This window comes from Klebsiella sp. KP20-425-1, from assembly GCF_025813515.1.
GTDB lineage: Bacteria > Pseudomonadota > Gammaproteobacteria > Enterobacterales > Enterobacteriaceae > Klebsiella > Klebsiella pneumoniae.
The window spans coordinates 2,781,951-2,794,660 of record NZ_CP109614.1 but is presented as its reverse complement, the minus strand read 5'-3'; the positions used below and the strand labels follow the sequence as shown (position 1 = coordinate 2,794,660).

Genomic DNA, 12,710 nt, shown 5'->3' with positions numbered 1-12,710 from the left:
GCGCGTCGAATCAGCTGAGGCTGCGCAGGGCGGCAATCAGTCCTTCGACACCGCGTTCCAGCTTCTCGCGCGGGCAGCCGACGTTGAGTCGCAGAAAGCCGTTGCCCTCAGGACCATAGGTATAACCCGGCATAATCGCCACCTTCTGTTCGGCGATCAGCGCCTGCTGTAGCGCGCGATCGTCAACGTTGAGCGGGCGCAGGTCGATCCATGCCAGGTAGGTGGCCTCCGGCGGCTGCCAGCAGAGCGCGGGGAAGGCGTTGTTGAGCGTGTCGGCGACATAGCGCATATTCGCCTGCAGGTAGTCGCGCAGGGCATCGAGCCAGGGAGCCCCGTCGCGGTAGGCGGCGATATGGGCGACCAGCGCCGGCACGGAAGGGGAAGAGAGCCCGTCGCGACCCTTTAGCGCCTGCAGGTAGCTGTCGCGCTCGTTCTCTTCGGGGATAAAGCCGTAGGCCCCGGTAAAGGCCGGAATATTGAAGCTCTTCGAACCGGAGGTGAACAACGCCCATGGTCCATGAGCGACCTCGCTCCACGGGATATGGCGGTGTTCGCCCCAGGTCATGTCCATATGAATTTCGTCGCTAATCACCCTGACGCCATGTTTTTGACACAGGGCCGCCATGGTCTCCAGCTCCTCGCGACGCCAGACTTTCCCCGTTGGGTTGTGCGGGCTGCACAGCAGCAGCAGGGTATTCTTTGGCTCCGCCAGCGCCGCCTCCAGGCGGTCCATATCGCAGCGCCACCGATTATCCTTCAGGATCAATGGCACCGGGGCAATCCGCCGCCGGTTAGCGGTGATGGTGTTATAGAACGCATCGTAGGCAGGGGTGTGGACCACGACGCCGTCGCCTTCTTTCGACCACTGGCGGATGGTTTCCGCCACCATGTAGATAACCGACGGTCCGTAGACCACAGATTGCGGATCGATGTCGCTGTTAAAGCGGCTGGCGTACCAGTGGACAATCGCCCCGAGAAACGCCTCGTTGCGCCAGCGGCTGTAGCCGAACACCCCGTGGGCCAGCCGCTGGCTGACGGCGTCGAGAATACAGGGCGCGGTGGCGAAATCCATATCGGAAATAGTGAACGGCAGCAGATCGGCGGCGCCAAACCGGTCGGCGACATAGTCCCATTGCGTGCACCAGGTGCCGTGGCGATCGATAGGGGTGGCAAAATCAAACATTGGAGCTTCCTTAGCGAGCGCCCCCTCCGTAGCGGAGGGGGACTAGTGGGATCAGGCCTGCACGGTATTCATCAGCGTGGCCATCTCATCTTTTACCGACTGTACCTGCGGGCCAATAACCACCTGCAGATTATGCTGGTTGAGCTGTACCACCCCGATAGCGCGATGGGCTTTCAGCGCGGCGGCGTCCACTTTGCTCATATCGTGCACCGACAGGCGCAGACGGGTAATGCAGTTATCCAGCGAAACAATGTTCTCTGCGCCGCCGAGCGCCGCCAGAATCGCCGGTACGTTATACCCGGATTTGCCGATGGTACCGGCGACGGCTTTCTCCACGCTGGCGGCAGTGTCGATGTCGCGGCCCGGCGTTTTCAGATTGAAGCGGGTGATGGCGAAGCGGAAGATGGCATAGTAGACCGCGAACCAGATAGCCGCCACCACCGGCACCAGATACCACTTGGTGGCCAGGCCATGCAGAATGCCAAACACCACGAAGTCGATGATATTGCCGTCGGTGTTGCCGATGGTTACCCCGAGCACCGCCATGATGGTAAAGCCGAGACCGGTCAGCAGCGCGTGGATGACATACAGGACCGGCGCGACAAACAAGAACAAGAACTCCAGCGGCTCGGTGGTGCCGCCGACCACGCAGGCGATGACCCCGGAGATCAGCAGGCCTTTAATTTTATGTCGGTTTTCCGGACGGGCGCAGTGGTACATCGCCAGCGCGGCTCCCGGCAGGCCGCCGAGGAATGCCGGCATTTTACCCTGCGACAGGAAACGGGTGGCGCTTTCGGCGAAGCCGTGGGTCGTCGGACAGCTCAGCTGCGCCTGGAAGATGGTCAGCGCGCCGCTGACGCTGTGGCCGCAGACGTCGAGGGTGCCGCCGGCTTCGGTAAAGCGGATCAGCGCCACCAGAATATGGTGCAGGCCAAACGGCAGCAGCAGTCGCTCGCCAGTGCCGAAGATCATCGGCCCAAAATCCCCGGCGCTGTTGATCATCTTCCCGAGGGCGTTGATCCCCATGGCGAAGACTGGCCACACCAGCGGGATCGCCAGCCCGACCAGCCCCAGCACCACGGTGGTGACGATCGGCACGAAGCGGGTGCCGCCGAAGAAGGCCAGGGCGTCCGGCAGGCGAATGTTATGGAAGCGTTCATGCAGCAGCCAGACGATAATCCCGGCGATCACCGCCCCGAGGATCCCGGTATCGATTGACGGAATGCCGATAATGTTCTGGATATTGTTGGCCTTCAGGATCGCGGCGTCGGTGGTGGGCAGAATACCCTTCGCGGTCAGCCAGAAGTTGACCGCCAGGTTCATGACCGCGTAGCCAACGAAGCCGGCGAAGGCGGCGACGCCTTTGTTCTCTCGCGCCAGACCCAGCGGGATGGCGATACAGAACATGACCGGCAGGAAGCTGAAGGCAAAGGAGCCGACCTTGCTCATCCAGATAAAGATGGCCTGCAGCAGCGGCATATCCAGCCACGGCAGCAGAGTCAAAACATCGTGACTGCTTAGCGAGCTGCCGATCCCCAGCATGATCCCGCAAAACGAGAGCAACGCCACGGGCAGCATAAAGGTTTTTCCCAGCTGCTGGAAAAATTCCCACAAGGTGATTTTTGGTGCGGTTTTCGCCGTCATAGCACGGTTCCTGATTCTCAAGTGGTCGGGAAGAACTAACGCCACGGCAAGATAAAACGTTTTATCGACAGGCAAGGGAGTCAGCCAGCAGGTTATGGCAATCGCAAAAAAGATCACCATCAATGATGTGGCGCTGGCCGCCGGCGTCTCCGTGAGTACCGTTTCACTGGTACTGAGCGGCAAAGGGCGCATCTCCAGCGCCACCGGCGAGCGGGTTAATCAGGCTATCGAACAGCTGGGATTTGTGCGCAATCGTCAGGCGGCCTCGCTGCGCGGTGGGCAGAGCGGCGTGATTGGCCTTATCGTCAGCGACCTGTCAAAACCGTTTTATGCTGAATTAACCGCCGGCCTCACCGATGCCCTGGAGAGGCAGGGGAAAATGGTATTTCTCACCCAGGGAGGCCGCAGCGGCGAGAAGATGGCCCAGCGGTTTGATACGCTGGCGGCGCAGGGGGTGGACGGGGTGATTATCGCCGGGGCGATCGACCGCGGGAGCGAGCTGCGCGAGCGTGCGGCGGAGGCGGGGGTGCCGCTGGTGTTTGCTTCCCGCGCCAGCTATCTTGACGATGTCGACCTGATCCGCCCGGACAACATGCAGGCGGCGCAGCTGGTGACGGAGCATCTTATCCGCCGCGGCCATCAGCGGATCGCCTGGCTCGGCGGGCAGAGTGCTTCGCTGACGCGCGCCGAGCGGGTCGGCGGCTATTGCGCCACCTTGCTGAAATACGGCCTGCCGTTTCACAGCGAATGGGTGCTGGAGTGCGAGTCCAGTCAGAAGCAGGCGGCGGAGGCGATGACCGGCCTGCTGCGCCAGAATCCGACCATTACCGCGGTGCTGTGCTACAACAACGTGGTAGCCACCGGCGCGTGGTTCGGTCTGTTACGGGCTGGAAGACAGAGCGGGGAAGATGGCGTTGAGAGCTACTTTGAGCAGCGGGTGGCGCTGGCGGCGTTTGCCGACGTGCCGGAGGCCGCCCTCGACGACCTGCCCCTCACCTGGGTGACCACCCCGGCGCGGGAGATGGGGAAAAGCCTGGCGGATTCGATGCTGCGGCGGCTGGAAGAGGGGACTGGCGAGACGCGAAACCAGATTATGCCCCCGCGGCTGGTGACGCGAAAATAAGGGAGACGGCGCGCGCTGGCCGTCTCCTGTACCGATAAGTTACGGCTGCGGGGCGGCGTCATCCTGCTGCGGCTGGCCTTCCTGCGGCGCGCTGTCCGGCAGCGAAGGCGCTTCCAGACCAAACATCGCGGCAAAATCTTGCAGCGGCATTTTCTGTCCGTTCAGCGTCACCTGGCCGTTCGCGTACTGCAGACTGCTGCTGATGGCGTTATCTTCCATGGTGGTAATGCGGAACATCTGGCCCATCGCCGCCAGGCCTTTGACCTGCTGATCGGCAAGCTTGGCGGCATCGGCCGGCTGATAGCCTTCCAGACCGGCGATCTTAGTCATAAACTCCGTCGCCATATCCACCGGGATCACCACTTTGCCGTCGAGGGACTGCACCACGCGATCCAGGCTGTCCGCCAGGGTCTGCGGCGGAGCGGTCACCTGGGCCGGATCTTTCAGCAGAACCGAGAGGTTGAGGGTGCTTTCGCCTTTGGCATTGCGCCAGCTCAGCGGAGAGATGGTCACCGACGGGTTGCCTTTGAGCAGGATCGGCAGCGCATTGAACAGCGTTTCGGTGAGGGCCTGCTGATACAGCTCCGGATTCTGCGCCAGCTCCGGTTTCGCCAGCAGCGCCTGAGACTGCGCGCTGTACTGCTGACTGAACTGGTGCCACGCCTGACCGTCGACGTTATCCACTTTCAGCGTGAGTTTGCCGCTGCCCATATCCTGCCCCTGCAGCTTGAGGCTGTTGACGGTGTAGTTCACCTGGCTGTTCACGCCTTTGCCGTCCTGGGTCAGCGTCGAGCCGCCGTCCAGCGCCATGCCGTCGATCAGCGCCAGCTCTTTGCCTTCGACGCTGATGGCCAGTTTATCGAGGGTCATTTTTTGCTGGCCGATACGTTCGTTGAAGCTGGCCAGTTCGGTGGCGCCGTCGGTGGTCAGGTTGACGAAGCGCAGCTGTACCTTCTGATTATATTCATTGAGCGCATCGATCTGCCCGCTGCCGGCCTGGCCCTTCAGGCTGATGTTTTTGCCGTCGCGGTCGGCGTCGAGCTGGAACTGACCGCCGCTGAAGGTGACTTTCTCATCGCCTTTAGCGTAGTCGAGGGCGTTAAGGACGATAGCCGACTGGCTGTCGCCGCTGTAGGCAATGCGCGTATCGACGGTAAAGGGGGTGTCGCCTTTGGCTATCTCGAACAGCGCCTGGCTGGCGTCGTTTTTCACCAGCGTGGTGTGGACGGAAGCCATTGCCGGCGCCAGATTAAAGGCTTTTAACGAGGCCAGCGGGAAGGGGCCATGATCGACCACTTCGTCAAGCACCACGCTCTGCCCGGCGGCCAGCCAGCCGTTAGCCTGACCGGCGATCGGCTTCACCACCAGCTGCAGATGGCTGCTGAACAGCCCGCGCTGGTAGTCCTGATAGCTCAGCTCCAGACCTGACTCCGGCGCGCTGCTGCGCAGCTGGGCGTTTGCCTGCTGCACCATATCGGCGATCCGGCCTTCCAGCTGTTTACCGGTGAACCAGGCGCCGCCTGTCCATACCACGCCCAGCGCCACGATGACTCCTGCTGCGACCAGCGATTTTTTCATAGCATTTATCCATAAATGAAGCCAGGCGGAGAGACCGCCTGGCTGAGTTATCACCAACAGTAAGCGCGACCTGAAGGGTCAGTCGCTTACTGGAGCTTATTGAAAACGCGCGCCACGCGGCCGCGGCCGCTGACCTGCACCGGCGATTCACTGGCGGCCACGAATGCCGACTCGCCCGGCTTGAGGGTCAGGCTCTGGTCGCCTTTGCGCAGTACGGCTTCGCCGTCGACGCAGAACACGATCGCCGCGCTTGCCTGGGCCAAATCGCTGGCCTCGGCGGAGAGGTCATGCAGGGAGAAGGCAAAATCTTCCACCGGGATCGAGAAGTCGAGTTCCGCGCCGTGACGCTGCGGCTGGGTCAACAGCTCACCCGCCGGTTTAGCCTCGAACTTGACGTTAGCAACCAGCTCAGGAATATCAATGTATTTCGGCGTCAGGCCGGCGCGCAGTACGTTATCCGAGTTGGCCATCACCTCCAGCGCCACCCCCTGCAGATAGGCGTGCGGCGTTTCAGCAAACAGGAACATCGCTTCGCCTGGGTTCAGCTTCACCACGTTCAGCAGCAGCGGGGAGAAGAGGCCGCTGTCGTCCGGATAGAATTCCGCGATCAGGCGGATAGTCTGCCACGGTTCGCCTTGTTCACGGGCCAGTACGTCGCGCAGCACCTGCAGCGCCTTGGCCTTTTCCTCACCCTGCATATTTAGCAGGCTGGCAAACAGCTGGCTCAGGTGAGTCGCGTCCGGCTGCTGCAGGAAGGCGCCGATTGCCGGATGCGCGCTAGCCACCGGCTGCAGCAGGGTGACAATCTCGCTGAACTCGCGAAATGCATTCATCGCCAGGAACGGCGTCAGGGCAAAAACCAGCTCCGGTTTGTGGTTCGGATCTTTGTAGTTACGCTCGGCGGCGGAGAGCGGGATACCGGCGGCGTTCTCGCGGGCGAAACCTTCTTCCGAGGCCTGCTTGTTGGGATGCACCTGAATTGAGAGCGGCTGAGCGGCGCACAGTACCTTAAACAGGAACGGCAGTTCACCAAAGCGGGCGGCAACCTTGTCGCCGAGCAGAGCGGCTTTATCCGCGTCAATCACCTCGCGCAGTGAACGCGGCTGGCCGTCGGCCGCCAGGATCTGCGAGCTGCTCTTCGGATGCGCCCCCATCCACAGCTCTGCCATCGGCAGATTGTCCGGGTTGGCGATGCCATACAGTTCAGTTAAGGCGGTGTGGCTTCCCCATGCATAGTTCTGCACGGCGTTAATCAGCTTTTGCATTCTCAATCCCTGTTTCAAACAAAGTAAATTTTATCGCCCTATTAAACCAGCAAACGGTGGAGAAGCAACTGCTGAAAGAAAAAGTCGTCCTTGTCTCAGTTTTTGTTAAAAAATTGTGTAAGATTGTTCGACTCGCTTTTCTACAGGCACATGGAGTCCCTGCCTGAAACATAATCAGCCAAAGCAGTAAGTGAGAGTACAATGTCGAATAAACCGTTTGTTTACCAGGATCCTTTTCCGCTCAAAAAGGATGACACCGAGTATTATCTCCTCAGCAGTGATTACGTCTCCGTCGCCGAATTCGCCGGCCAGGAAGTGCTAAAAGTTGACCCTCAGGCGCTGACCCTTCTGGCGCAGCATGCTTTCCACGACGCCTCCTTTATGCTTCGCCCTGCGCATCAGCAGCAGGTGGCGGATATCCTTAACGATCCGGAAGCCAGCGAAAACGATAAATACGTCGCGCTGCAGTTCCTGCGCAACTCGGATATCGCCGCCAAAGGTATTCTGCCCACCTGCCAGGACACCGGCACCGCGATCATCATGGGTAAAAAAGGCCAGCGCGTGTGGACCGGCGGCGGCGATGAAGCCGCCCTGGCGCAGGGGGTGTACAACACCTATATCCAGGACAACCTGCGCTACTCGCAGAACGCGCCGCTGGATATGTATAAAGAGGTTAACACTGGCACCAACCTGCCGGCGCAGATCGATCTCTATGCTACCGATGGCGATGAGTACAAATTCCTCTGCATCGCCAAGGGCGGCGGCTCGGCGAACAAAACCTATCTGTACCAGGAAACCAAAGCGCTGATCACCCCGGCGAAGCTGAAAAATTACCTCGTCGAGAAGATGCGCACCCTCGGTACTGCCGCCTGTCCACCGTACCATATCGCCTTCGTGATCGGCGGTACCTCGGCGGAAGCGACGCTGAAGACCGTGAAGCTGGCGTCCACCAAATACTACGATGGCCTGCCGACCGAAGGTAACGAGCACGGCCAGGCGTTCCGCGACGTGCAACTGGAGCAGGAGCTGCTGCTGGAGGCGCAGAACCTTGGTCTCGGCGCGCAGTTCGGCGGCAAATACTTTGCCCACGATATCCGCGTGATCCGTCTACCGCGTCACGGCGCTTCCTGCCCGGTAGGGATGGGGGTTTCCTGTTCCGCCGACCGCAACATCAAAGCCAAGATTAACCGCGACGGCATCTGGATCGAGAAGCTGGAGAGCAACCCGGGGAAATATATCCCTGAGCATCTGCGCCAGGCCGGGGAAGGCGAAGCGGTGAAGGTAAATCTTAACCAGCCGATGAGCGAGATCCTGGCGCAGCTGTCACAGTATCCGGTGTCCACCCGCCTGTCGCTGAGCGGGACTATCATCGTCGCCCGCGATATCGCCCACGCTAAGCTGAAGGAGCTTATCGACAACGGCGAGGCGCTGCCGCAGTACGTCAAAGATCACCCGATCTACTACGCAGGTCCGGCCAAGACGCCGGACGGTTACGCCTCCGGCTCTCTGGGGCCGACCACCGCAGGCCGCATGGACTCTTACGTTGATCTGCTGCAGTCCCATGGGGCGAGCAAGATCATGCTGGCGAAAGGCAACCGCAGCCAGCAGGTCACCGACGCCTGCCACAAACACGGCGGCTTCTACCTCGGCAGCATCGGCGGCCCGGCGGCAGTGCTGGCCCAGCAGAGCATCAAGAGCCTCGAGTGCGTGGCCTATCCGGAGCTGGGTATGGAGGCTATCTGGAAAATTGAAGTGGAGGATTTCCCGGCCTTTATCCTCGTTGATGATAAAGGCAATGACTTCTTCCAGCAGATCCAGACCTCGCAGTGCGCCCGCTGCGTGAAGTAACCCAGGCCGCCCTTCGGGGCGGCGCTGGTCGATGACAAACCTGATTTCGTTAGGGTGAGCGCCTTTCTGCCGGGCGGCGGCTTTCGCCTTACCCGGCCTACGAAAAACAGCAATATCAATAAGTTATGCAGTTCTCTGTAGGCCCGCGCAAGCGTAGCGCCGCCGGGCAATCCCGACGATTGCATTTTGTCAGCGGTCTGGGCCGCCCCTCGGGGCGGCTTTTTTTATGTCGCTTCGCGGCACGAACCACCAAAACAACTTATCAATCTGGCCAATACTTAGTCTTTTAAGCAGGTGAGCTTTGTCGCTATGACGCACTTTTCATCCAAGGAGAAAGTAATGACAACGCATCGCAGTGAAAAAGACTCGATGGGCGCCATCGAGGTCCCGGCCGATAAACTCTGGGGCGCCCAGACCCAGCGCTCGCTGGAGCATTTCCGCATCTCGACCGAAAAAATGCCCGGGGAGCTGATATACGCCCTGGCGCTGACCAAGCGGGCGGCGGCGAAGGTTAACCAGGATCTCGGACTGTTGACGGCGGAAAAAGCCGGGGCGATCGTCGCCGCCGCTGACGAAGTGCTGGCCGGAAAGCACGCGCAGGAGTTCCCCCTGGCTATCTGGCAGACCGGCTCCGGCACCCAAAGCAATATGAATATGAACGAGGTGCTGGCCAACCGCGCCAGTGAACTGCTCGGCGGAGAACGGGGGATGGCGCGAAAAATTCATCCCAATGACGATGTGAATAAGAGCCAGAGCTCAAATGATGTATTCCCCACCGCCATGCACGTCGCGGCGCTGATTGCCCTGCGGGAAAAAGTGATCCCGTCACTGCAGGCGCTGCGGGCGACGCTCAATGAAAAAGCGGTGGCCTTCAGGGATATCGTCAAGATCGGCCGCACCCATCTGCAGGACGCCACGCCGCTCACCTTAGGCCAGGAGATCTCCGGCTGGGTGGCGATGCTGGACCATAGCCTGAAGCACATTGAAGCCAGTCAGCCGCATCTTGCCGAGCTGGCGCTGGGCGGGACGGCGGTAGGAACCGGGCTGAATACCCATCCGGAATATGCCGTACGGGTGGCGGCCGAGCTGGCGTCGCTCAGCGGACAGCCATTTGTCACCGCGCCGAACAAATTCGAAGCGCTGGCCACTGTGGATGCCCTGGTCCATGCCCACGGCGCGCTGAAAGGCCTGGCGGCCTCGCTGATGAAAATCGCTAACGATGTCCGCTGGCTGGCCTCCGGCCCCCGCTGCGGCATTGGTGAAATCGCCATCCCGGAAAACGAGCCAGGGTCATCGATTATGCCGGGCAAGGTTAACCCAACCCAGTGCGAAGCTCTGACCATGGTCTGCTGCCAGGTGATGGGCAACGACGTGGCAGTGAATATCGGCGGTGCTTCCGGCAACTTTGAGCTTAACGTCTATCGCCCGATGGTCATCCACAACTTCCTGCAGTCGGTGCGTCTGCTGGCGGACGGTATGGCGAGCTTTAACGAGCACTGTGCGGTGGGTATTGAACCGAATCGCGAGCGGATCAGTCAGTTGCTCAATGAGTCGCTGATGCTGGTTACTGCGCTGAATACCCATATCGGCTACGACAAGGCGGCGGAAATCGCTAAAAAAGCGCACCATGAGGGGCTGACTCTCAAAGCCTCGGCGCTGGCGCTGGGCTACCTGACGGAAGCCGAATTCGACAGCTGGGTGCGCCCGGAAGAGATGGTCGGCAGCCTGGCTATTCGCTAGCCAGCCAGAGGTGTAGGCGCGGGATAAGCAATCTCAGCGACTGCGCCTCCGGTTTGTAGCGATACTGCACATTGTCGGCATCATAGTTCAGCAGCTCGCCAATATCCGGTACGCTGACCCCCCGGCTGCCGGACATCAGGGCGATCAGCGGGCTGGGGCAGGCGTACTGTACCTGTTTCTGCTCGCCGGCGTACCAGACGCGGGCGATCGGCTGGACTTTCACCGGTCGTTTTATTTTCAGCCGCGCCCGCTGCGGCAGGGCGGCGATATCCTGATACTCCCTTTCCAGTTTGCTCTGCCACTGCTCCCGGGTCCACGGCGGCACCGCCCGCGGCGCTTGCAGGCTTTTCTCCAGCATCATCAACACCTGGTCGCGGGTCAGATTCTTGATGACGTGCTTATTGGCCCAGCCGAAGCGGATGGTGCTCGGGTCGATGAGGGGCGTCAGCGTGCGGTAGGCGCTAAGGGTGATCAACCCCGGCAAATGACGGTGTACCCACTCAAAACGGGCGGTGGGGGGCAGGCCGGAGTCGACGGTGACGATCTTCTCGAAGGTGGCCTTCAGGGCATTGATATGCTGAATACGCGCCAGCAGATCCTGCTGCTCCGCGGCGGTAACCTGCAGGCAGATAGCCCCCGGCAGGCGTACGGCGGCCTTGCTACTGCGGTTTTCCGATTGCTGCTGGATAAACAGATGTCTGTAGTGGCGCAGGGCGCGCGCCAGGGCCGTCTTGCCGATGTGCTGCACCACCGGAATAGTGGCCAGCGGATCGTGCTCGGCATCCTTACCGATCGCCGGCAGTTCAAATACCCGGCCCGCCAGCAGACGGCAGTCACTTAACGCCTGCTGGAGCGCCTGCAGCTCCAGCTCGATCTGGCGAAAGGTATTATTCAGACGTTCAACGAGGTCGTAGCTGGCCATTATTACCACCTTAGTTACAACATACTATTAGATTTTTGCAGCATACCCAGCCCGCGGCTTCTGCGCAAGTTTTATTCAGGCAGAGGTGAAATCAGGCAGCTGATGATAGACCGGCCAGCTAAAGCAGAAGCGGGCGCCGCCGAGAGGGCTGGCCTCGCAGCGCACCTCGCCGCCCATCGCCTGGGCGATACTGTGGACAATCGCCAGGCCGAGGCCGCAGCCTCCTGTCGCCCGGTCCCGGCTGGGGTCAAGGCGGACAAAGGGCTCAAACACCCGCTCGCGCTCCTCGGGGGCGATTCCCGGGCCGTCATCCTCAACCAGCAACGATGCGCGCGAACCCTGCAGCGTCAGGCTGACCGCCACCCGCTGGCTGCTGTAGCGCAGGGCGTTATTGACCAAATTATCCAGCACCCGCTCCATCAGTCGCATATCCAGCGCGCCGTAGTTACCGTGGGTCAGCGTCGCCAGGGCGACCTCGCGCTGTGGGTTAACCATCTGGATATCCTCGACGTGATCGCTGATCCAGGCGGGAAAATCGGGAGTCGTCAGGCTGAGCTCCGTCTGCGGGCGGTCGAGGCGGGCGTAGGTCAGGAGCTCTTCAATCAGCGCCTCCAGCTGACCGATATCGCGGTTCAGCGCCTGCGATTCCGCCTCGCTGAGATTCTCGCTCATCTCCAGACGGTAGCGCAGGCGTACCAGCGGTGTCCTGAGTTCATGGGCGATGCCGTCAATCAGCTGCTTTTTGCTGGCAATAAGCGCATTAATGTTATCGGCCATTTGGTTAAAGGCCACCCCGAGCCGCTCGAAGCTGGACATACTGTCGAAGTGAATGCGCTCGCTGAGGTGACCTTCGCCAAAGCGCTGGGCGGCCGTCTCAATGCGCAGCATGTCCTGCCAGTGCGGGCGCATCCAGATAAACACCGGAAAGGCCAGCGAGATAGCAATAAACGCCATCAGCGCCACGTCCAGCAGGCGCATCTCATGCAGAAAATAGAGATAGGGCACCGGACCCACCGACAGCACATAGTGGCTGCGGGGAATGCGCTGAATAAAGGTGTACTGATCGTCGAGGGCGACGATATCGCCGGCGCGCAGGTGCTGCATCGAGCTTTCCGACAGCTTAAATTTGCTGATCGGCTCGATGTGCAGATCAAACGATAAATTCAGGTCCAGCTCTTTAAGGGTCTTGCTCCAGTCGCGTGGCGGTATCTCCCGCAGCTCGCTGCGCATCAGATACAGCGAGCTTTTCATCAAATCGTCAAGCGACTGCCGTCCGGCGCGCTCCGCGGTAAATTTATAGACCAGACCGACCAGCATGGTCATCACCAGAAAGCAGACGAAGAGCAGAAGATAGAACTGCACGAACAGCTTTTTCATTACATTACCGCGTATTCAAGAGAAACCTGT

General features: G+C 60.5%; 9 protein-coding genes. 3 read left to right on the top strand and 6 right to left on the bottom strand.

What is annotated here, in order from left to right; all coding sequences use genetic code 11:
* Nucleotides 1-10: 10 nt before the first annotated feature.
* Entirely contained in the window at nucleotides 11-1,183 is a 1,173-nt protein-coding gene (locus OHJ17_RS13785; RefSeq protein ID WP_004140039.1) for a MalY/PatB family protein, read from the bottom strand.
* A gap of 51 nt (nucleotides 1,184-1,234) precedes the next feature.
* On the bottom strand, nucleotides 1,235-2,827 hold the full coding sequence (gene malX, locus OHJ17_RS13780; protein ID WP_002903245.1) for a maltose/glucose-specific PTS transporter subunit IIBC: 1,593 nt from the start codon (nucleotides 2,825-2,827) through the stop codon (nucleotides 1,235-1,237).
* Between the two features lie 94 nt (nucleotides 2,828-2,921).
* Here malX and OHJ17_RS13775 point away from each other — a divergent pair, with 94 nt between their 5' ends.
* Complete coding sequence (locus tag OHJ17_RS13775; RefSeq protein ID WP_004148253.1) at nucleotides 2,922-3,950, top strand: Mal regulon transcriptional regulator MalI; 1,029 nt, start codon at nucleotides 2,922-2,924, stop codon at nucleotides 3,948-3,950.
* 39 nt (nucleotides 3,951-3,989) lie between these two features.
* On the opposite strand, the gene OHJ17_RS13770 is transcribed toward OHJ17_RS13775, so the two are convergent.
* Both OHJ17_RS13770 and manA read right to left on the bottom strand, forming a co-directional pair.
* Nucleotides 3,990-5,528 (bottom strand): YdgA family protein, encoded by a 1,539-nt coding sequence (locus OHJ17_RS13770; RefSeq protein ID WP_032418507.1) that lies wholly within the window; start codon nucleotides 5,526-5,528, stop codon nucleotides 3,990-3,992.
* An 86-nt stretch (nucleotides 5,529-5,614) separates the two neighbouring features.
* Nucleotides 5,615-6,793, bottom strand: a complete 1,179-nt coding sequence (gene manA / locus OHJ17_RS13765) for a mannose-6-phosphate isomerase (RefSeq protein WP_032432991.1) — start codon at nucleotides 6,791-6,793, stop codon at nucleotides 5,615-5,617.
* 201 nt (nucleotides 6,794-6,994) lie between these two features.
* Here manA and fumA point away from each other — a divergent pair, with 201 nt between their 5' ends.
* Together fumA and fumC are read left to right on the top strand one after the other, a co-directional pair.
* Nucleotides 6,995-8,641: a class I fumarate hydratase FumA gene (gene fumA, locus OHJ17_RS13760; RefSeq protein ID WP_002903313.1), complete on the top strand. Its 1,647-nt coding sequence runs from the start codon at nucleotides 6,995-6,997 to the stop codon at nucleotides 8,639-8,641.
* Between the two features lie 339 nt (nucleotides 8,642-8,980).
* Complete coding sequence (gene fumC, locus OHJ17_RS13755) at nucleotides 8,981-10,381, top strand: class II fumarate hydratase (RefSeq protein WP_002903315.1); 1,401 nt, start codon at nucleotides 8,981-8,983, stop codon at nucleotides 10,379-10,381.
* On the opposite strand, the gene tus is transcribed toward fumC, so the two are convergent.
* Nucleotides 10,371-11,303, bottom strand: coding sequence for a DNA replication terminus site-binding protein (tus, locus tag OHJ17_RS13750; RefSeq protein WP_032432993.1), 933 nt, complete (start codon nucleotides 11,301-11,303; stop codon nucleotides 10,371-10,373). The two genes, fumC and tus, sit on opposite strands and share 11 nt — an antisense overlap.
* A 75-nt stretch (nucleotides 11,304-11,378) precedes the next feature.
* Complete coding sequence (rstB, locus tag OHJ17_RS13745) at nucleotides 11,379-12,680, bottom strand: two-component system sensor histidine kinase RstB (protein WP_004140030.1); 1,302 nt, start codon at nucleotides 12,678-12,680, stop codon at nucleotides 11,379-11,381.
* Nucleotides 12,681-12,710: the final 30 nt, after the last annotated feature.

Bases quoted from the DNA above. Each gene is read 5' to 3' on its own strand.
- OHJ17_RS13785 (WP_004140039.1), bottom strand. From the start codon at position 1,183: ATGTTTGATTTTGCCACCCCTATCGATCGCCACGGCACCTGGTGCACG.
- tus (WP_032432993.1), bottom strand. From the start codon at position 11,303: ATGGCCAGCTACGACCTCGTTGAACGTCTGAATAATACCTTTCGCCAG.
- OHJ17_RS13770 (WP_032418507.1), bottom strand. From the start codon at position 5,528: ATGAAAAAATCGCTGGTCGCAGCAGGAGTCATCGTGGCGCTGGGCGTG.
- rstB (WP_004140030.1), bottom strand. From the start codon at position 12,680: ATGAAAAAGCTGTTCGTGCAGTTCTATCTTCTGCTCTTCGTCTGCTTT.
- OHJ17_RS13775 (WP_004148253.1), top strand. From the start codon at position 2,922: ATGGCAATCGCAAAAAAGATCACCATCAATGATGTGGCGCTGGCCGCC.
- malX (WP_002903245.1), bottom strand. From the start codon at position 2,827: ATGACGGCGAAAACCGCACCAAAAATCACCTTGTGGGAATTTTTCCAG.
- manA (WP_032432991.1), bottom strand. From the start codon at position 6,793: ATGCAAAAGCTGATTAACGCCGTGCAGAACTATGCATGGGGAAGCCAC.
- fumC (WP_002903315.1), top strand. From the start codon at position 8,981: ATGACAACGCATCGCAGTGAAAAAGACTCGATGGGCGCCATCGAGGTC.
- fumA (WP_002903313.1), top strand. From the start codon at position 6,995: ATGTCGAATAAACCGTTTGTTTACCAGGATCCTTTTCCGCTCAAAAAG.